Source organism: Gordonia ajococcus (assembly GCF_012974285.1).
GTDB lineage: Bacteria > Actinomycetota > Actinomycetes > Mycobacteriales > Mycobacteriaceae > Gordonia > Gordonia amicalis.
Genome location: NZ_CP052884.1, coordinates 2302109 through 2323016 on the forward strand (window position 1 = coordinate 2302109; position 20908 = coordinate 2323016).

The 20908-nt window shown below is 68.6% G+C and carries 15 protein-coding genes; 8 read left to right on the top strand and 7 right to left on the bottom strand.

Going from position 1 to position 20908, the window contains the following annotated elements:
* Positions 1-184: 184 nt before the first annotated feature.
* Positions 185-793, bottom strand: coding sequence for a GNAT family N-acetyltransferase (locus GAA2_RS10460; RefSeq protein WP_159406172.1), 609 nt, complete (start codon positions 791-793; stop codon positions 185-187).
* 90 nt (positions 794-883) lie between these two features.
* On the opposite strand from GAA2_RS10460, the gene GAA2_RS10465 reads away from it, so the two are divergent.
* From GAA2_RS10465 to recD, 4 genes are read left to right on the top strand one after another with little or no spacing between them, the layout of a single operon-like run.
* Positions 884-1360 carry an acyl-CoA thioesterase gene (locus GAA2_RS10465; RefSeq protein WP_035760182.1) on the top strand — a complete coding sequence of 159 codons (477 nt, stop codon included), beginning with the start codon at positions 884-886 and terminating at the stop codon, positions 1358-1360.
* A 24-nt stretch (positions 1361-1384) separates the two neighbouring features.
* Positions 1385-4831, top strand: a complete 3447-nt coding sequence (recC, locus tag GAA2_RS10470; RefSeq protein WP_159406173.1) for an exodeoxyribonuclease V subunit gamma — start codon at positions 1385-1387, stop codon at positions 4829-4831.
* Complete coding sequence (locus GAA2_RS10475) at positions 4828-8280, top strand: UvrD-helicase domain-containing protein (RefSeq protein WP_159406174.1); 3453 nt, start codon at positions 4828-4830, stop codon at positions 8278-8280. The genes recC and GAA2_RS10475 overlap by 4 nt, the downstream gene beginning before the upstream one ends.
* Entirely contained in the window at positions 8277-10148 is a 1872-nt protein-coding gene (gene recD, locus GAA2_RS10480) for an exodeoxyribonuclease V subunit alpha (RefSeq protein WP_159406175.1), read from the top strand. Before GAA2_RS10475 ends, recD begins: the two co-directional genes overlap by 4 nt.
* A gap of 122 nt (positions 10149-10270) precedes the next feature.
* Here recD and GAA2_RS10485 read toward each other — a convergent pair whose 3' ends face one another.
* Complete coding sequence (locus GAA2_RS10485) at positions 10271-11026, bottom strand: PIG-L family deacetylase (protein WP_024497497.1); 756 nt, start codon at positions 11024-11026, stop codon at positions 10271-10273.
* Between the two features lie 211 nt (positions 11027-11237).
* On the opposite strand from GAA2_RS10485, the gene htpG reads away from it, so the two are divergent.
* Positions 11238-13223: a molecular chaperone HtpG gene (gene htpG / locus GAA2_RS10490; protein ID WP_159406176.1), complete on the top strand. Its 1986-nt coding sequence runs from the start codon at positions 11238-11240 to the stop codon at positions 13221-13223.
* A 34-nt stretch (positions 13224-13257) separates the two neighbouring features.
* Positions 13258-14241 (top strand): hypothetical protein, encoded by a 984-nt coding sequence (locus GAA2_RS10495; RefSeq protein ID WP_159406177.1) that lies wholly within the window; start codon positions 13258-13260, stop codon positions 14239-14241.
* A 14-nt stretch (positions 14242-14255) separates the two neighbouring features.
* Here the strand turns inward: GAA2_RS10495 and GAA2_RS10500 are convergent, their stop codons facing one another.
* Positions 14256-14732 carry a nitroreductase family deazaflavin-dependent oxidoreductase gene (locus tag GAA2_RS10500; protein WP_024497500.1) on the bottom strand — a complete coding sequence of 159 codons (477 nt, stop codon included), beginning with the start codon at positions 14730-14732 and terminating at the stop codon, positions 14256-14258.
* 99 nt (positions 14733-14831) lie between these two features.
* Between GAA2_RS10500 and GAA2_RS10505 the strand changes: the two genes are divergently transcribed.
* Positions 14832-15761, top strand: a complete 930-nt coding sequence (locus GAA2_RS10505; protein WP_159406178.1) for an N-acetylglucosamine kinase — start codon at positions 14832-14834, stop codon at positions 15759-15761.
* Positions 15762-15792: 31 nt separating this feature from the next.
* Here the strand turns inward: GAA2_RS10505 and GAA2_RS10510 are convergent, their stop codons facing one another.
* Positions 15793-16635 (bottom strand): crotonase/enoyl-CoA hydratase family protein, encoded by an 843-nt coding sequence (locus GAA2_RS10510; RefSeq protein ID WP_159406179.1) that lies wholly within the window; start codon positions 16633-16635, stop codon positions 15793-15795.
* A 71-nt stretch (positions 16636-16706) separates the two neighbouring features.
* On the opposite strand from GAA2_RS10510, the gene GAA2_RS10515 reads away from it, so the two are divergent.
* On the top strand, positions 16707-17366 hold the full coding sequence (locus GAA2_RS10515) for a PaaI family thioesterase (RefSeq protein ID WP_159406180.1): 660 nt from the start codon (positions 16707-16709) through the stop codon (positions 17364-17366).
* A 23-nt stretch (positions 17367-17389) separates the two neighbouring features.
* On the opposite strand, the gene GAA2_RS10520 is transcribed toward GAA2_RS10515, so the two are convergent.
* The 3 genes from GAA2_RS10520 to GAA2_RS10530 form a co-directional block, all read right to left on the bottom strand.
* Positions 17390-17944: a dihydrofolate reductase family protein gene (locus tag GAA2_RS10520; RefSeq protein WP_159406181.1), complete on the bottom strand. Its 555-nt coding sequence runs from the start codon at positions 17942-17944 to the stop codon at positions 17390-17392.
* Entirely contained in the window at positions 17944-18942 is a 999-nt protein-coding gene (locus GAA2_RS10525; protein WP_410471359.1) for a helix-turn-helix domain-containing protein, read from the bottom strand. The genes GAA2_RS10520 and GAA2_RS10525 overlap by 1 nt, the downstream gene beginning before the upstream one ends.
* A gap of 75 nt (positions 18943-19017) precedes the next feature.
* Positions 19018-20772 carry an alpha/beta hydrolase gene (locus tag GAA2_RS10530; protein ID WP_159406182.1) on the bottom strand — a complete coding sequence of 585 codons (1755 nt, stop codon included), beginning with the start codon at positions 20770-20772 and terminating at the stop codon, positions 19018-19020.
* Positions 20773-20908: the final 136 nt, after the last annotated feature.

Sequence of the window (20908 nt, forward strand, 5' to 3'; positions counted from 1 at the left end):
CGATTGTGCTTCGGCGCCGTGCAGGGTCCGTGTCGTCACGTGACCGAACCGCGTCGGGCGACGGTCGAGGCAAAACCGTACTTGCCCACAACGGTAGTCAATGATGCGCGACCCGGCGCGACCAGGACGGTGCAGCCGGGCCGGTAGCCGAGGTCACGTTCGGTCGGCCGAGCCCGCCTCACCGTCATGCGGTGAGGTCACCCGCCGATGACCAGCGCAGAGATCGTCGCTGCCACTCGGCCAGGAGGATCTGATACTCCACCTCGTACCGGTCGGGACCGAGGTGCAGCGGATGCGGGGTCATGCCGGAATCGTCGGTTTCGTCGCCCACATGTATTGCCGACAGTGTCATGCCGAGCTTCTCCATGACCCGCCGTGAGGGGGTGTTGCCCGCGACCGTGCTCGCGAAGACACGTTCGGTCGCGAGGTGGTCGAAGGCGAAGGCCATGAGGGCGAACGCGGCCTCGGTGGCCAGACCGCGTCCCCAGACCGTCCGGCGGATGCGGTAGCTCAACTCGAGTTCGGGGCGACGACTGTGTCGCGGGGTGCGCAACGACGCCCAGCCGAGGAACGCACCGGTCGCCGGGTCGCACAGCACCCACGTGCCGGTTCCGTACAGACGCCGCTCCGACTCGGCGCGCGGAAGGACCCAGTCCTCGATGACCGTCCGCGGGGTCGGTGTGCCGCCGCTCACGAAGCGCATGACCTCGGGGTCGCTGTCGAGGTGGACGAGGTCGTCGATGTCCATCGCGGACACCGGGCGCAGACGTGCCCGTGCCGTGTCGATGTTCACCCGAGGCCCCTCACTTTCGGCGATCCGGGCGCGATTCTACGGTCTCGACACGGTCGGCACCGCAGTTCACGGTGCGCGTGTCCCGCCGTTATGGTTGCTGCCGTGGCTTCTGAATCCCCGGCACCGGACTATGTTCTCGAGATCCCCGTCCATCTGCGGTGGGGTGACATGGACATCAACAACCACATCAACAACGTGCAGATCTCGCGCCTGTTCGAGGAGGCGCGTGTCCGGTCGTTCCATGAGTGGATACCGGACCGTCCGCGGGACTTCTCCTTCCTCGTCGCACGCCAGGACGTCGAGTTCTCGGCGCCCGTGCACTACTCGACGCACCCCGTCCTGGTGCGTTCCTGCGTCGGCCGGATCGGCCGTTCGTCGTTCGTGATGGCACTCCGCCTGTACGACAAGGAAGGGGTCCTGTGCGCCACGGCCGAGACGACGATGGTCGTCGTGGATCCGGCGGCGGGTCGGCCGGCGCCGATACCCGACGACCTACGGGACGTCCTGACCGCGGCCCTCGGCGAGCCGGCGCGGTTCCATGCGCCACGCACCGCCACCGCGAACTGACCCCGGACCCCCGGGCCTGACCGGATGCTGATCCTTCACCGCGCCGAGCGCACCGATACGTTGGCCGAGGCGTTGGCCGACGTCCTCTCGACACCGCTCGACGATCCGATGCGTACCGAGATCGTGTCGGTCCCGGCGGCCGGTGTCGAACGCTGGCTCGCACAGCACCTCGCCCGCCGACTCGGTTCTGGTGCGGGACTGTCGGACGGCATCGCCGCCAACATCGACTTCACCGGTCCCGGACGGCTGGCCGACGCCATCTCGACCGCGGTGCTCGCCGGTGACCGGTTCACGGCCGACACCCCGTTGTCGGCCGTGAACCCCTGGCGCGCAACGGAATTGACCTGGCCAGTGCTCCGGATTCTCGACGAACGGATCGACGACCCCGATCTGACGGTGATCGCCCGTCACATCGGTGCGGGTGACGCCGAGTCGCCCCGGGTCGGACGCCGCTATGCGACGGCACGCCACCTGGCCGAATTGTTCGAGCGATACGGACGTTCCCGACCGTCGATGATCGCCGGCTGGGCCGCCGGGGACGACCTCGACGGCGCGGGTGCTCCGTTGCGCGACGACCTCGCCTGGCAGGCGGGGTTCTGGCGCGCGGTGGGTGCCGAGATCGGGCAGCCGCATCCGGCGGAGGTCCTCGGCGAGGTGTGTGAGCGCCTGCGCACCGATCCCGGCGCCGCCGACCTCCCCGGCCGGTTGTCCGTGTTCGGCCCGACGCGGATCACCGAGTCGTTCCGGAACATCATCTCCGCGGTGAGCGCGCACCACGATGTCCACCTGTTCGTCCCGCACCCGAGTCCCCGTCTGTGGGAGGAGCTCCGAGCCATCGGCGGAGGAGTGTCCGCGGCGACCTCGACGGTGGGTGTCCCGCCCCGGCGGCGCGGGCGCCCGGTACCCGAACTCCGGAATCCGTTGCTGGCCGGGCTGTCCCGCGATCTCCAGGAACTGCAATTGCGTCTGGGGGATGTCGTCGACCGGGACGTCCACCATCCGCCGGCCACCCCGCTGCCCGACACGCTGCTCGGCGCCCTGCAGGCGGGTATCCGCGACGACGCAGGGGCCCGCGACGACACCGGAGTGTCCCCGCCTGCCGAATGCGCCGACGACGGGTCGGTCGAGGTCCACGCGTGCCACGGTCCGGAACGGCAGATCGAGGTGCTCCGGGACCGACTGCTGCACCTCTTCGCCGACGACCCGACCCTCGAACCCCGTGACGTCCTGATCATGTGCCCCGACGTGGAGACCTTCGCGCCCCTCATCCGAGGTGCCTTCGGGCAGGCCGGATTGCCGCATCCCGCTTTCGATCTGCGCGTCCGCCTCGCCGACCGCGGCGTGCGTCAGGTGAACCCGGTCATCGACACCGTCGTCGGCGTCGTCGAACTCGCGGCCGGTCGGGTGACCGCGGGCGACGTCCTCGATCTGCTCGGGGCCGAACCCGTCCGGACACGTTTCGCGATGACCGACGACGACCTGGACCTGGTCCGGGAATGGCTGGGCCACAGCAATGTCCGCTGGGGACTCGGAACCGCGGAACGTGCGCGGTTCGGTCTCGAACGTTTCCGGCAGGGCACCTTCGACGCGGGTCTCGACCGCATCGCCCTCGGTGTGGTCGCCGAGGAGACCGACGACGAATGGCTCGGCACCGCCCTGCCACTCGCCGGTGTGGAGAGTACCGGTATCGACCTCGTCGGCCGGCTCGACGAATTCCTCGACCGGCTCGGCCGAGTCCTCGCGGACCTGACCACGACCGCGCCCGCCCACCGTTGGGCCGAGACCCTCGTCGAGGCCGTCGGATCGCTCACCGCGACCGCTCCCGCCGACGATTGGCAACGAGCACAGGCCATCCGGATGCTCGAGGACGCCTTCGGCACCACCGAGGAGGTCCTGCGTCTCGCCGACGTGCGTGACCTGTTGTCGGCCCTGATCGCCGGGCGACCCACGCGATCCAATTTCCGGACCGGTGAGCTCACCGTATGCACCATGGTGCCGATGCGTTCGGTGCCCCACCGGGTCATCGTGCTGCTCGGCATCGACGCCGAGGTCTTCCCGCGCGTGCAGCGTATCGACGGGGACGACGTGCTCGGTGTCGATCCGCTGGTGGGCGAACGCAATCCGCGCGACGAGGACCGCCAGTGCTTCCTCGACGCGATCGGTGCGGCGCAGGACAACCTGCTCGTCTTCTACAGCGGAGCCGACCCGGTGTCGGGCCGGCACATCCCGCCCGCCGTGGTGGTCAGCGAACTGATCGACACCGTCGACGGTCTCACCGGTTCGGACCGGCCGACGATCGTCCGGCGGCACTCACTGCACCGCTTCGACGCCCGCAACTTCGTGGACGGGGGTGTTCGCGGTATCGCCGGACCGTTCAGCCACGACGCCTCGCTTCTGGCCGGGGCGACGGCCCTGCGCGGACCGGCCGATCCGGTCGTCCCGTCCGCCCGGGAGATCCTCCCCGCACCCGAGCCGACCCTTGAACTCGCCGACATCGACCTCGCGTCGCTCATCGACTTCCACGTCGATCCGATCACCGCCTTCGTCCGGCAACGCCTGGGCGCCCGGATACCCGACGACGAGACACCTCACGACGACCAGCTCGACGTCGAACTCGACCCACTCGACAAGTGGGGGATCGGCGACCGTTTCCTCACCCGGATGCTGGCCGGGGTTTCCATCGTGGACTGTGAAGCTGCTGAACTGCGCCGTGGGACGCTGCCGCCCTTCGCCTTCGGTACCCGGGAGCTGGCGGCCATCTCGCGAGCGGTCACGCGGCTGCACGGCGTCGTGGCGCCACTGCGTCCGGGATCGCCGGAAACCCTCGACATCCTCGTGACACTGCCCGACGGACGGCGCGTGCACGGCACCGTCGGCGAGGTGTTCACCGCCGACGACGGACAGGCCCGGCTGGTCCGCGCGACGTACTCGCGCCTCAAGGCGAAACAGCAACTGAGCGCCTGGATCACGCTGCTCGCGGTCGCGGCGGCCGCGACCCAGGGCAACGCCGGCGCGGGGAAGGTCGGGTCCGCGGTGTCCGTCGGTCGCGCCGCCCGTGGGGGTGGAACCACCACGCTCACCCTTCGACGCCCGGAGGATCCGGTGCCGCTCCTCGACCAGCTCGTCCGCTTACGGGACGAAGGTCTGCGCCGTCCGCTGCCGTTGCCGCTGGAACCCGCGTTCACGTTCGTCGACAACGACGGTCCCGGTCGCCGGAGCCACTGGGCCCTCAACAGCGCGCGCAAGGTGTTCGACGACACCTTCGGTCCCCGCCACGATCGCTACCTCAAACTGGCCTTCGGCGGCGACGTCCTGACCGACGTCGAGTTCGACGCCCTGCTCGAGGAGCGGGCACCGGCCGACCGCGCCCTCGGCGGGGTGGAATTGGCCGTGGCAGAGGACGAGCCGCTGTTCAGCGGACTCGCCCGGGCGGTGTGGGTCCCCGTCGGACAGCACCGGGAGGGCTCATGAGACGTCCGGAGACCTTCGACATCACCGCCGAACTCCCGGAACACACCACCGTGCTCGAGGCGAGCGCCGGGACGGGCAAGACGTACGCGATCGTGGGACTCGCGGCACGGTATCTCGCCGACGGTGTGCCGATCGCGGAGATGCTGCTCGTCACGTTCAGCCGGGCGGCGACAGCCGAACTGCGCGAACGGATGCGGGCGCGTGTGCGGGAACTGCTCGACGCCCTGGCCGATCCCGCGGAGGTCCTGTCCGGCTCCGCTCAGGCAGGCGACGCGTTGTTGCGGCAGTTGGCGAGCGGCACACCCGGGGAGGTCCTCGCGCGCCGACGGAATCTCGCCCGCGCACTGAGTGACTTCGATGCGTCCACGATCGCCACCACCCACACGTTCTGCAACCGGATGCTGGAGGCGCTGGGATTCCTCGGCGAACGGGAACTCGTCTACTCCATCGTCGAAGAGGTCGACGAACTCACCGAGGAGGTCGCGCTCGATCTCTACCTGCGCGGTTTCTGGGCCAGTGACGCACCGGAATTCAGCTTCGCCGACGCACGGGAGATCGCGCGCGACGCGGTGCGTCAGGCGACGGTCGAACTCGCACCGGACACGAGCGAGCCGTCCGGGGGGTCGGCCGCCGACGACGTCGCGGCACGCCGGGTCAGCTTCGCCAAGGCGGTCCGGCAACACGTCGAGACCCGCAAACGGGACGCCCGCGTCCGTACCTACGACGACCTCCAGGCGATCCTGCACCGCATCGTCAACGATCCGGTGGTGGGCGACCGTGCCTGCCAACGGATCCGCGACACGTTCACCGTGGTGCTGGTCGACGAGTTCCAGGACACCGATCCGTTGCAGTGGGACATCCTGCGCCGCTGCTTCCACGGCCACCGCCGGATGATCCTCGTCGGCGATCCGAAGCAGTCCATCTACGGTTTCCGCGGTGCCGAGGTGCTGAGCTATCTCGCGGCGGTGTCGTCGGCCGACACACTCCGGGCGCTCGACGTGAACCGCCGGTCGGACGGCGCACTCGTCGAAGCACTGCAGCACCTTTACGGCGAAGCGACCCTGGGGCATCCGGACATCGTTGCGCGTCCCGTCCGGGCCGCATTCGCCGGCAGCCGGCTCGAGGGCCGCCCGCCGCTGCGGCTCCGAGCGTTTCTCCGCGGCGACTTCACGTCTCTCAACTCGTTCAACCTCCCGGGTGTCAAGGAGGTGCGATCGCGCATCGCCGCCGATGTCGCCGACGACATTGCGACCGCGCTGGCGCGGGGAGACCGGATCGACATCGACGGGGTGTCCCGGCCGGTCGATCCCGGGGACATCGCGATCCTGGTGCGGCTCAACAGCACGATCGAACCGCTGCAGGCCGAACTCGCCGAACGAGGCATCAACTCGGTGATCGGGTCGGGCATCAACGTCTTCTCGACCTCGGCCGCCCAGCACTGGCTGTGGGTCCTGCGCGCCGTCGAACAGCCGTCACGCCCCGACCGGGTGCGGATGGCCGCACTGACCACGCTCTTCGGCTGGTCCACCGAACGGGTCGCGACCGCCACCGAGCCGGAGGTCGCCGAACTCGGTGCCGAACTGTCCATGCTCGCCAGGGTTTTCGCGCAGGGCGGATTCGCCGCGATGGCCCAACGACTGTTCGACGCGCATGAGGTGGCCGCCCGGGTTCTCACCGTCGAGAACGGGGAACGAACCCTCACCGATCTCATCCAGGTGTCGGCGTTGTGCAACAAACATGTGGTCGAGACCGGCGAGGGACTGAGCGCGCTCGTCGAGTGGCTGACCGAGCGGATCGCCGACACCTCGTCACGCCGGCGCTACGAGGATCAGAGTCGTCGTCTCGACCGCGACACCCAGGCCGTCCAGATCATGACCGTGCACGCGAGCAAGGGGCTGCAGTTCCCGATCGTGTACGTGCCCTACGGGTGGGACGGCACGTGGGTCAACGATCGCGGGAACATCACCTACCACGACGAATCGGGGACCCGTCGGCTCGATGTGGGAGGACAGCAGGCACCGGATCGTGCCGCCCGACGCCGACGTTATGCCGACGAGGTCGCGGGGGAGGACCTGCGGCTGCTCTACGTCGCGCTCACCCGCGCCCAGTCACAGGTCGTCGCCTGGTGGGCGCCGTCGCGGAACACCACGACCGGACCACTGCACCGGTTGATCTTCGGACGCGAGAACGCGGTGCGGTCGTCGACCGGAGAACCGGAATGGACGGTTGCCGGGGAGGTGCCCATTCCGGAGGCCGACGTCGACTGTGTGGGTGTTCTGCGCACCCTCACCGAACGTGATCCCGCGATCTCTGTCGAACCGGCCGGCCGGCTCGATGCGGATGTCGTGGCGCCACCCGCCGGCGACGGGGAGGGTGCTGATGCTCTGGGCATCGCGCACTTCGATCGCCGGATAGACCAGGACTGGCGTCGAACCTCGTATTCGGCACTCACCGCCGACGTCGCGCATGGTGCGCACGGTGCACCCGGAGGGCCGCCGACCTCCGTCGTGGAGACCGGCAGCGAACCCGACGACGAGGTGACCGACATCCTCGACGACGAGCCGATCGCCCGGCCGGACGACGTGGTCGACGACGCCGGAACCGATTCGGACGCACGTCGTCCGGGGATGGCATCGCTGATGAACGGGCTACCGTTCGGCGCGGCCTTCGGCACCCTGGTCCACGAGGTCCTCGAGTACGTCGACACCTCTGCGCCCGACATCGAAGCGCATGTCCGGGAACTGTGTTCTCGGGAGCTCGGCGCGCTGTCCGGTGACATCGACCCTGACCGGCTCGTCGCCGCGCTGGTCGGCGTGCTCACCACACCTCTCGGTTTCGGGGATCTGTGGAGCATCGATCCGCGTGATCGCCTCGCCGAACTCGATTTCGAACTGCCGCTCGGCCCCGCGGACGAGCGGACATCCGGCGGGGGAACGACGCTCGGGCGCCTCGCCGATCTGATGGAATTGCATCTGCCGGAATCGGATCCGCTGCGAGTGTACGCCACGCACCTGCGCGCGGTGCCCGGTCGGCGTCTTCGTGGTTTCCTCACCGGCAGTATCGACTCGGTGCTGCGGATCCCCGACGGCCGTTACGTGATCGTCGACTACAAGACCAACCGCATCCGCCCGGGCGACCTCGTGGTCGAGGACTTCGACGCCGAGGCGATGGCCGGTGAGATGATCGCCGCCCACTATCCGTTGCAGGCGATGTTGTACTCGGTTGCGCTGCACCGGTATCTGAGGTGGCGGTTGCCCGGTTACGACCCGGATCGTCACCTCGGTCCGGTGCAGTACCACTTCGTGCGCGGCATGGCCGGACCGGACACTCCGCCCGGATGCGGTGTCTTCGAATGGGTGCTGCCCAGCGGTCTCGTCGCCGGCCTGTCCGACGCACTGGCCGGGGTGGAGCCGAACGCGTCCGCCGGAACCGGGGGGAGAGGTCGATGAGCACACCCGATGTCCAGCACGTCGATTCGGCGACCGGCACCCTGGCCGACTGGAACGCCGCGGGCCTCCTTGCCGCCGCGGATCTGCACATCACCGACCGGTTGATCCGGATGTGCGCTGAACCGGTGTCCGTGGAGGCCCGACTCGGCGCCGCCCTCGCCGTTCGGGCCGTGCGCCTGGGCTCCACCTGCCTAGCCCTGGACCGCATCGGCGAACTGACGACGGGGGACACCGCCGAGGTCGAGATGCCCTCGCCTCGTGATGTTCTGGACGCGCTGGTCGCAAGCCCACTCGTCACCGGCAGCGCGGCCGGACCGTTGCGCCCGCTGGTGGTCCGGGATTCCGTCGACGGACCACTCGTCTACTTGCAGAAGTACTTCCGGCAGGAACAGACGATCCGGGAGATCCTCGACCGGCGGGCCCGGACATCACCCGCCGTCGATACGGAGGCGCTCGGCGAGGCCATCGCGACGGTCTACTCCTCGCCCGACGACGGCGCCCTGCAGAAGCTGGCCGCTGCGGTGGCGGCGACGCGCTGGACGACGGTCCTCGCCGGCGGTCCGGGAACGGGCAAGACGTACACCGTCGCCCGCATCCTCGCCGTCCTCGACCGTCTCCAAGGACCGGGTCTGCGCATCGGGCTGTGTGCACCCACCGGACGCGCGGCGGCACAGCTGCAGGCCTCGGTCGAGTCCGAGTCCACCCTGCCGGTCACGGCTCACGCGGTCACCCTGCATTCGCTGCTCGGCTGGCGCCCCGGCTCGAACCCCCGGTACGGGCGCGGGCGCACGCTGCCCCACGACGTCATCGTCGTCGACGAGACGTCGATGCTGTCGATGACCGCGATGAGCCGGCTGCTCGACGCCGTCCGCCCCGATGCCCGTGTCGTGTTCGTCGGCGATCCCCACCAGCTGGCCTCGGTGGAGGCGGGTGCGGTGCTCGCCGACCTCGTCGAACGGACCGACCTGCCGGACACCGGGGCCGAGGATGTGCCGCTGACGACACCGACGCAGGCGTTCGATGCGGTGGGCCTCGATCCCGCCGCCGAGGACCTCGATCCCGACGACGTGGCGCGGCTGGCCGACGGCGTCATCACCTTGCGCACGCAGTTCCGGTTCGGCGGCGGCATCTCGCAGGTCGCGGCCGCCGTCAACGCGGGCGATCCCGACGCGGTCCTCGAACTCGTCACCTCGCCGGACATCGACGATGTCGAACTGGTGGCGCCCGACGAACTCGACGACGTGGCCGGCGACATCCTGGCCTGGGGTCGGGATCTGCGCGCGGCCGCCCGGAAGGGTGATGCGACCGGTGCCCTGGACGCGCTCGACAGTCATCGGGTCCTGTGCGCGCACCGCGAGGGTTCGTGGGGTGTGCGCGGATGGACCACGCGCATCACCGACTGGCTGGGGACCACCGAGGCCGAGCACACGGGTTGGTATGTGGGACAACCAATCCTGGTGACGGCGAACGATCGCCAGACCGCCACCTTCAACGGCGACACAGGTGTGGTGATCGTCGATCCGGACTCGGATGCGCAGACGTCGAATCGATCCGGTTCGCCGGAAGCGATCCGGGTGGCGTTCCGCCGGGGCGGCGAAACCCGGCTGCTCCACCCGACCCAACTCGCCGACGTCGTTTCGGTCCATGCGATGACCATCCACCGCAGCCAGGGCAGCCAGTTCGATCGAGTGACCGTCGTGCTCCCGCCGGCCGGCTCGGAGCTCCTGACCCGCGAACTCCTGTACACCGCCATCACCCGCGCCCGAAGTCGCGTGCGCATCGTCGGAACCGCCGAGGTCCTCGCGGCGGCCGTCAACCGACGCGTGCAACGCGCCAGCGGGTTACGCTCCGCGGTCACCGCGATCTAACCGTGAAACCCTCGGATTGATCCCTGAGGTGCGAGCGAAGCGACATCGAACTGCTCCCTGAGGTGCGAGCGAAGCGACATCGAACTGCTCCCTGAGGTGCGAGCGAAGCGAGCCTCGACGGGTCAGAACAGGTCACATCCACCCGGGACGAGATCGCGGCGCTGATAGCACTCGACGCCGAGCAACCTGTCCTGAAGCTCCTCGGGGAGCGACATGAATCCCGCGATCGCGCGACTGCGGGCGATCTCCGACCGGTGTGCGACGACACCCGCCTTCTTGCGTGCCGCCAGGTCGGACACGTCGACGACCACGTCGATCTCGGAATCGGGTGTACCGGGTAGTTGTTCGCGAGGGATCTCGGGGAACAGGCTCGGTGCGAGCAGGTCCATCATCCATTCGGGGATCGTGGCGAAGTACAGGGACCGGACCCGCCAGGCCGGCCCGGCCCGGTGATAGAGCTTCGTCGAGGCGGCGGCGTCCGCGGCGGCACAGGCCAGACGGTGGGCGTGGACGTGGTCGGGGTGTCCGTAGATGCCGAGAGCGTCGTAGGTGACGACGATGTCCGGCTGGAGTTCACGGATGTGCTTGGTGAGTGCCCGGACCTGGTCGTCGAACGACGCGGCACACAGCCGTGGGGCGTCGGGAGCCGACTCGGGCCGGCGGTCGTCGGCGTAGCCGAGCATGATCGGCGGGCGCGGCATGCCGAGGATGTCGACGGCGTCGGTCAGCTCCCGGTGCCGGATCGTGCCCTCCGCCCAGGTGCACATCACGAGGTCCGCCTCGCCGCCGGAGTCGACGTGACGGGCGGTGAGTCCGCCGGTCCACAGTGACTCGTCGTCGGGGTGTGCGTGCACCAGCAGCAGTCGAGGCGTACCCATCCACCTGGCTTCCTGATCGTTCCCCGCGTGTGATGCCTCTCGGGCACCATCCGCAACGGGGGTAGTCGGTCCCCGACCCAGGGTAGCCACACCGGCGCTCGGTAAAGTCGGTGTCCGTCACGACGTGTCGTCGCGTCGGGCCTGTGCCCGGCGCCGGACGCGTGCCACCGAAACCACACGAACACGCGAGAACAGAACATGGAGGTCTGCGATGAGCGCTGCGCCCGAAGTTCACGAGTTCCAGGCGGAGACCCGGCAGCTGCTGGATCTCATGGTCCACTCGATCTACTCCAACAAGGACAGCTTCCTGCGTGAGCTGATCTCGAACGCATCCGATGCGCTCGACAAGCTGCGCCTGGAGTCGTTGCTGGACAAGGACCTCGACGTCGACACGTCCGACCTGCACATCACGCTCACCCCGGACTCGGACGCGCGCACCCTCGTGGTCGCCGACAACGGCATCGGCATGACGCGCGACGAGGTCGTCGGACTCATCGGCACCCTGGCCCGATCGGGCACCGCCGAACTACGCCGATCGCTCGCCGAGGCCCGCGAGAAGGGCGTCTCCGACGCCGCCGCCGAGGAACTCATCGGACAGTTCGGCATCGGCTTCTACTCGACGTTCATGGTCGCCGACAAGGTCAGCCTGGTGACGCGCAAGGCCGGCGAGACCACCGGTACCCGCTGGGAGTCGACCGGTGACGGCACCTACACGATCGACGACGTGCCGGACGCGCCGCAGGGCACCTCGGTCACGCTGGCACTGAAGCCGGTCGACACCGAGGACCACCTGTACGACTACGCCGACAAGTCCAAGCTGCGTCAGCTGGTCAAGCGCTACTCCGACTTCATCGCGTGGCCGATCCGCATGGACGTCGAGAAGACGGTCCCGGTCGAGACGCCCGACTCCGACACCGAGTCCGACGAGGACAAGACCCCCGAGACCAAGACGGTCGTCGAGACGGAGACCATCAACTCGATGAAGGCCCTGTGGGCCAAGTCGCGTTCGGAGGTGTCCGACGAGGAGTACCAGGAGTTCTACCGGCACGTGTCCCACGCCTGGGATGCGCCGCTGGAGACCATCACCCTGCAGGCCGAGGGCACCTTCGAGTACCAGGCGCTGCTGTTCATCCCGACGCAGCCGCCGTTCGACCTGTTCATGCGCGACAGCAAGGTCGGCATCCACCTGTACGTCAAGCGCGTGTTCATCATGGACGACTGCGCCGAGCTGATGCCGGAGTACCTGCGCTTCGTCAAGGGCGTCGTCGACGCCGCGGACCTCTCGCTCAACGTGTCGCGCGAGATCCTGCAGCAGGACCGGCAGATCCGCGCGATCCGTCGTCGCCTCACCAAGAAGGTGATCTCGACGGTCACCGAGATGCGCGACAGTCGGCCCGACGACTACCGCACCTTCTGGGACGGCTTCGGCCGCGTGTTCAAGGAAGGCCTCGTCAACGATCCGGACAACCGCGACGCACTGCTCAAGGCGTCGTCGTTCGCGAGCACCCACTCGGAGGAGGAACTGACGACGCTGGCCGACTACATCGGCCGGATGAAGAGCGGCCAGGACACGATCTACTACATGACCGGCGAGTCCCGGCAGCAGATCGTCAACTCCCCACACATGGAGGCGTTCCGCGCCAAGGGGATCGAGGTGCTCGTCCTCTCCGATCCGGTCGACGAGATGTGGGTGTCGGCCGGTGCCGAGTTCGACGGCAAGCCGTTCCAGTCGATCGCCAAGGGCGCGGTCGATCTCGGCGCCGACGACGAGGAGTCCGACGACACGTCGAAGGAGGAGCAGAACAAGGCCTACGCCGACCTGCTGTCGTGGCTGACCACCACTCTGTCCGACGACGTCAGCGAGACCCGGTTGTCGTCGCGGCTGACCGAATCGCCGGCCTGCCTGGTGGGGGACACGTTCTCGATGTCGCCGCAGCTGGAGAAGCTGTACCGGGCATCGGGACAGCAGTTCCCGAAGTCCAAGCGTGCGCTCGAGCTCAACCCCGATCATCCGCTGGTGGAAGCGCTCAACAAGGCCTACGCCGCCGGGGACCACGACAAGCTGGTCCCGACCGCGAAGCTCGTCTACGGCATGGCCGTGATCGCCGAGGGCGGCGAACTCGAGGATCCGGCGGAGTTCGCGAAGCTGCTCGCGGGCAGCCTGACCGAGTCGTTCGGGGCCGGATCGGATTCCTGATCGGGTTCCCGACGCACCGGACCGGTCGCCCGGAATGAATCGCCGAAGGTGGACGATCACCGTCGGCGTCGGGGCGCTGATCCTCGCCGTGGTGCTGGTGTCCGCTCTCCTCGTGGGGCTTTCCCGCGAGGACGAGCGGGCCCGCACCCCGGAGGACGCCGTCCGCACCTATCTGACTGCGCTCGCCGACGCCGACGCGTCGGCGGCCCTCGCCGTCATCGACCCACGCCCGGACACCCGGTTCCTCACCGACGGGGTCCTGCGGCAGCAGCGAACCGAAGCGCCGATCACCGACATCGAGGTCGACGATCCGGGGGAGTCCGGACGGAGTGTCCAGGCGCGGTATCGCCTCGGGTCACGTGACGTCGACATCCCGGTGAAGGTGAGGCGGGCCGGGGACGGCTGGGCGGTCGTCGACGGTGCGGTGGAGGTGCGCATCGAGTCGCTGTTCATGCCGAGCCCGAGGCTGTTCGGGGCTCAGGTCAAGGCAGGCGACACAGTCTTCCTCTTCCCCGGGCCCCAGCGTTGGGGTTCACGCGACGTCGACTTCGTCGGACACACCGTCGAGGCCGCGCCGTTCGGTCCGCATGAACCGATGTCGGTCCGGGTGGTGGCCGAGCTCAGTCCCACCGGCGTCTCGGCGGTGAGCGATGCGGTCTCGGCACAGCTCAGCCGGTGCGCCGCGTCGACCCGGTCCGATGCCGGTGCCGACGTGCCCGGATGCACGCAGCGACTATTCCGGTCTGCGGTGGACGGCAGCGTGCGGTGGACCGCTCCGCGCGACCTGTCGGGCCTGCGGTATCTGCTCCGGCGGCCGGCTCCGGGGGCCGACTCGGCACCGGACGAGAAAGATCTGGGCACGGTCGACGTCGCCGGTGCCGTCGAGTGGCGGGTGGCCTACACCCCGGCTTTCGACCGGACCGGACCCCGCGTCGAGACGACCGACACCCAATACCTGGTGGGGAGCGTCGACCTCACCGCCGGCACACCGACGTTCACCGCCGAACCGGCCACCTGACCTCGCCGGCTTGCCTATCCGGCCGGCGCCGGCCGCAACCGGAAGACCGGGATCCGACGTTCGGTGCGCTTCTCGTAGAGGTCGAAGTTCGGCCACACCGTACGCAGCTTCTGCCACGCCGCGTCGCGGTCGGCCCCGTCCAGTTCGGTCGGAACGGCGACGGAAACCTTTCCGCCGACGACGATCTCGATCGTGTCGGCGGCGCGGAGGTTGTACACCCATGCGGGCATCTTCGGCCCGCCGAAGTATGAGCCGGCGATCAGCCAGTCCTCGCCGTCGGGCACGGCGAGAAGTTGTGTGGTCCGCAGCTCGCCGGTCTTGCGACCAGCCACGCGGATGGTGATGTTCGGGAGATCGGCGATGTCGAGCAGGGTCATCCGATTGCCGGTGACGGTCTGAATGGCGTTGTCGCCCACCACGATCTGCGGGAGAAAACGAGGCATCCAGGGGATCGATCCGATCTTGATCGCAAGCCTGCGCCGCACCTTCATCCGCCTAGTGTGACATGACACCGTCCCCGGGTCGGCACGTTGCCCGGGGCACCGTGGTGAACCGACACGTCCGTGTCGTCCTCCGATAGCGTGCACATCATGGGCGGTCACATGGCGGGACGTATTCTGGTCGACGGCGGACAGACGGGAATGCGTCTGCGGATCGAGACGCCCGGCGGAAGCGACGACCGCGAACTCGGGCCGATTCGTACGGACCGGCCGGTCGTCGAACAGATCGGGGAGGCCGTCGGTGACGCCGGGATACCGCAGGGCACGTGGTCGCTGGCCGCAGGGGTCTCCGGACTCACACCGCAAGCGGCGAGGCCGTCGGCATTGCTCGCCGCGGTCGCCGATCTCGGGGTAACGGCGGTTGCACTGGCACACGATTCGGTGACCGCTTACCTGGCCGCGAATCGGGACGAGTTCGGTGTGGTCACCGCGGTCGGTACCGGTGTCGTGACGCTCGGCGTCGGACCCGCCGGAGTGCACCGTGTGGACGGTTGGGGGTATCTGTTCGGCGACGCCGGCAGCGCTTATTGGATCGGCCGCGCCGGGATCAGTGCTGCGTTGCGTGCCTTCGACGGTCGGGGGAGCGAGACGCTACTGCAACAGCGTGCCGCAGAGGTCTTCGGGCCGCTCGACGAGCTGTACATGGTGATCCAAGGAGATCCGGACCGCGTGGCGCGGGTGGCCGGATTCGCCCGGGTCGTCGACGCGGCGGCACAGGCCGGCGACGATGTCGCGCAGCGGGTCATCGACGGCGCCGCGGACGAACTCGCCGAGTCGGCGGTCGCCGCGCTGGAACGCAGTGGCCACCGACCCGGCGACGACGCTCGGATCAGCTGGATGGGAACGGTGATGACGTCCAACGACCGCCTGAGACGACGGTTCGTCGACGTCGTGGGCGAACGCGCGCCCGGCGTCGACATCGGGGCGCCGTACGGGCAACCGCTCGACGGAGTGCGGTTGCTCACGGATCTCGGCTACGCGCACCCATTGGCCGCCGAGGTTCACCGCAGCAACCTGTGAACACCGCCGCGAGCGTCAGGCGCCCGTGGGCTCAGCGACCCTTGAACTCCGGCTTGCGCTTCTCGAAGACGGCGGTGATGGCCTCGGACAGGTCCTCGCTGGGCAGGAATGCCGAGTTCCAGGCCGCGACGTAGCGCAGGCTGTCGTGGACGGCGGCGCTTCGCGAGTGGTCGAGGACATCCTTGATGCCGTGGACCACGAGAGGCGGGTTGTCGGCGATCTCCCGGGCGGTCACGCGGGCGAGCGTGAGAGCGGCTTCCTGGTCGTCGGCGACGTCGTTGACCAGGCCGATCTTCTCGGCGCGGGCGGCGTCGAAGTCCTTGCCGGTCAGCGCCAGTTCACGCATGTGCCCGTCGCCGATGACGAACGGCAGGCGCGCGAGCGTGCCGACGTCGGCGACCATGCCGACCTTCACCTCACGAATGCTGAACGTGGCGTCGGCGCTCGCGTAGCGGATGTCGGCCGCACAGATCAGGTCGACGCCGCCGCCGATGCACCAGCCCGAGATCGCGGCGACGACCGGCTTGCGGCAGTCCGCGACGGCGGTGATGCCGGCCTGCAGCTTGCGCAGCGACTCCAAGAACTCGGTGCGGGCCGCCGCCTTGGCGTTGTCGGCCAGGACGTTGGCCAGGGTGCCGCCCATCGCGACGAGGTCGAGTCCGTAGGAGAAGTGCTTGCCGGCGCCGGTCAGCACCACCGCACGCACGGCGGGATCGGCGTCGATGTAGCCGAACAGCTCCGGGAGCTCGCGCCAGAAGTCGGGGCCCATCGCATTGCCCTTGCCGGGGCCGGTGAGCGCGACCTCGGCGATGTGGTCGGCGACGGTGACGTCGAACGCGGTCCAGTCGCGGTCATTCCAGGCTTGGTCTGTCATGCGACGGAGCTTACTCGGCAGTCAGGACGTCCGGCGGGCGGACCGCCGGTGGCGCCCTGTTAGATGAACCCATGAGCGGATACATCCAGGAGGACATCGACCCCGAGGAGCTCGCACATCGTTCGGAGCTCGCGTCGTCGATCGCCGGGAGCGTGCGCGAACTGATCGACGCGACGGTGCGCACCGAGGTCGGCGAGGCCGACATCGCCGAGGCGCGGCGCCTCATCGAGGCCGCGACCGAGATCCTGCGCAAGGACCAGTTGCCCGGTGCCTACGGCATCCGGTTCAACACCGACGGCACCAAGCGGTCCTGGGGCAATGCCGTTCTAGGGCGGCGCAATCCGATCGCCCCGCCCGTCGAGCTGCATCACGAAGCCGAATTCAGTTGGACCGAAGTCGATCTCGGGGCGGCCTACGAAGGACCGGCCGGGCTCGTCCACGGCGGTGTTCTGGCATTGATCCTCGACCAGCTCCTCGGCTCGACCGCGGAGTTCCAGGGCGTTCCCGGCATGACCGGCACGCTCAACGTCCGGTATCGCAGTGCGACGCCGCTCGGCCGGATCCGCGGCGAGGCGCGGGTCGACCGTGTCGAGGGTGTGAAAACCTTTGTCACCGGCACGATCACGCGTGACGGCAAGGTCACCGCCGAGGCCGAGGGGATCTTCATCCTGCCCAAGTGGGCTCGCGGCGAGGTGTCCGACGTGCTGCGCAAATCGGTCGGCGAGGGCTGAGCGCTCGCGCCGGTCGTGCGGCGTCAGACCTCGGCGAGCGGCTTGCGTGCTCCGACGAGTGAGTAACGCGCGCAGAGGAAGGCACCGTTGCGGCCGAACTCCTGTAGTGCGAGGTCGTAGCGCCGGGGGAACAGGGGGCGCCCGGAACCGAGGGTGACCGGCGCGATCGAGACGATCATCTCGTCGAGCATCCCGGCCTCGGCGAACTGAGCGGCGAGATCGCCTCCACCCACCACCCAGACGTCCTTACCCGCAGCTGCTCCGGTCAGCAGGTCGCGATGGCGGGCGGGGTCGCCGTCCAGGACGGTGATCGAGTCGGCGACCGGAGTGATCGTCCGGTGGGTGAACACGAAGGACGGGATCTCATAGGGCCACGGCTTGCCGTCGGCCATCTCGTTGTCGAGAAGCCACTGGTAGGTGGTGTATCCCATCACGGCGGTGCCGATCCCGGCGAAGAAGTCGTCGTAGTTCATCGCGCCGCCGTCTTCGAGCGGTTGGGTCAGCAGCCAGTCGAGGCTGTCGTGATCGTCGGCGAGGTAGCCGTCGAGAGTGGTCGCGGTGTAGTAGCGGAATGCCATCAGAAACCTCCGGAGTGCTTGCGGTGCCACATGATCGGGTCTGGGTCGAGCGTCGTGACGTCGACGTCTGCGTCGCCCAGCATCCACCGCGCGAGTTGACGACGATGTGCGGAGAAGGTCAGGACGTGCGCGACGATCTGCGAGAGCAGGAACGATTCGGGTGGATCGCACAGTGCGTCGATGACGCGGTCCTGCCAGGCGTTACGGCGGTCGATGTCGCGGACCAGCGCGAGCCACCTCGGTGTCAGTTCGCGCTGGAGTTCGACGAGGGCGGACAGGTCCGACGGCGGACCGGGCGGCATGTCGGCACCCTCGATGGTCGCCAGCCAGGGTTGCTTGTCCGCGACGAGATGTGACATCACCTGTGCGAGTGACTCTTCCGGGCCGTTCCAGTGCAGCGGTTCATGGCCGGGAAGTCGTCGCCGCGTCCATTGCCGTTCGTCGACCCCCTTGGCGGCGTCCAGCAGGGTCTCGATGTCGTCGAGATCGTGCCTGACCATGATCATCAGGACATCGCCGGCGCTCTCGGTGGTGGGTGTACCGCTGTCGACGTAGAGCACTGTGGGCGAATGGAAGTGGATGCCGTTGGGTGCGGGCAGCCAGTGGCTGTGCTCGGTCGGTGCGGTACGCCCGGTCGAGGCCGCGCGACCCGGGCTGCGGCCGAAGGCCCGCGTGAACGCTCGTGCGAAACCGTCGACGGACTCATACCCGGAGTCGAAGGCCACCTCGGTGACGGTCTTGCCGTGTTGCAGCAGCCAGGCCGCGCGCTCGAGGAGTACTCGCCGACGGAGCGCGACCGGTGACTCGCCCGCACCCCGGCTCACCTGGCGGGAGAAGTGGAACGGTGACGAGAACGCGCCGGTGGCCATCTCGTCCAGAGTCGAATGCTCGTCGGCCAGCACGGCGTCGAGCAGTTCGCGCAACCGGTCACGGTCGCCGCCGGTACGGTCGTCGGCTGTCGGGTCGTCGGCTGTCGGGTCAGTGGGGCACGGGGTCACCCTACGAGTATGGGATGCCGGCGCCTGTTTCGACCCGACCGATCTTGCTCGCTTCCCGACGGCTCCCGCGTCGAATCAGTCGCGGGTCAGCAGCGGGATGAGTTTCTCGGTCTTCTCCGGGGTCCAACCGGGCGGCTGCAGGATCTCGGCCCAGGCCGCGGGGATGGCGGCGAGGTAGAAGTGTCCGTGACCGTCGGGCACTCCGGTCGATACTGCCATGTCCGCGCTGACCTGCAGGAATGTCACAAACGGAATCCACCGCATGGCCGGTAGGACATCTCGTCCCTTCTTCTCCTCCAGCCAGTCCGGCTCGCGCAAGATGAGTCGTGGCGACCACCACGAGATCGGATCGGAGGCGTGCTGCAGGTAGACCGCACGGCCCGGAACCCATTCTGCCGTCGGCGCATACAGGTCGGGGGCGTCGGCGATGAAGCGAACCTGTCGGCCGTCCTCGTAGGTCGGCTGCCATTCGGGGGTGCCCGCGTCGCGGTTGCCGGTCGTGTCGACCCACAGCTTGTTGTTGAAGGTCGGGCCGACGAACAGCGCTCCGTCGGTCCGGGCGTTGAGGGACGGAATCGTGCCGAAGGCCGACTCGGCGGCGAACGAGCCGAGGCTCTCGCCGAAGACCACGAGCTTGGGTCGCTGGGCTTCCGGGAGCGCGCGCACCCGTTCGGAGACGGCCTCGAACAACGCCTGCCCGGCCTGGCGCGCCCGCTCCTTGTCGACCAGGAACGACAGCCAGCTGGGCAGATACGAGTACTGCATGCTGACCGTGGCCGTGTCGCCGTTGTACATGTATTCGATGGAGTCCACCGTCGCCTGGTTGATCCAGCCGGTGCCGGTGGTCGAGGCGACCGCGACGACCTTCCGTTGCAGTCCGCCGGTACGGACGAGTTCGTCGGCCGCCAGTTGTGCGTTGGCGCGCAGGTCGTCGCCCGACCCGAGTCCCACATAGGCGCGGATGGGTTCCAACGCGGGGGCGCCGTTGAATGCCGACAGTTCCTCGACGGTCGGGCCGACCGAGACGAAGATCCGTCCCTGGCGTCCCAGTGAATCCCACGTCACCAGCGACCCTGGACCGCCGGAGCGAAGCGGTGACGTCGGGGGCGTGGAATCGGCGGTGGTCTCGTCGTTGACCGCGGCGAACGACGAGTTCAGCGCTTTCATGCCGTAGTTCGCGACCACGCCGTTGAGGACGAAGACGGTGATCAGAATCGCGACGACCAGCGCCGCGATCGCGGAGATCCGCGGCGGCGCAATGCGGTTGAGCTTCCGGACCAGCCAGACGACGCCGTCGCCCCACGCCTGACCGATCAGGGTGAGCAGGAGGAACACCACCACGCAGATGATCACGATCTGCGGATAGGCGGTCCAGGACAGGAAGTCGACGCCCATCATGGTGCGGATCTGATCCTGCCACCGCTGGAACATCACCAGCATGACCACGGTTCCGGCGACCGCGGCGAGGCCGAGCGCCACCCAGACCCGGTACATCGGCGCCGGCCAGGGTTTGTCGCGCGAGATCATGAAGCGGATCAGCCACGAGAAGAAGACTCCGAGCGAGTATCCGACTGCCGCGGACGCGCCGCTGACCACGCCCTGGAACAGTGCGCCACGGGGCAGCAACGACGGTGTCATCGACAGCCAGAGGAAGACGAGCGCGACACTCAGGCCCACACAGGAGAAGCGGTCCAGGCGGCGTCGCCACCATGCCGGACGCGCGTCATCAGCACCGCTCCCGGCGGGAGTGCGGGGCTCCTCGGCGGTTCCGGGCGAGGTATCGGCAGGAGGTTCGACGACGGGGTCGCTGGCATGGGTCGACGACGACACGTGGGTTCCTCTTTTCTCCAGAACCCGAAGAACGCTAGCAGCGAACCCTTCTCGGCGACATGGGCTGTGTCCACTTCGGCCCAATACTGTGCCTGGACGGCTACCGCCGGCGACCATACGTCGCCGACGCCGGGTC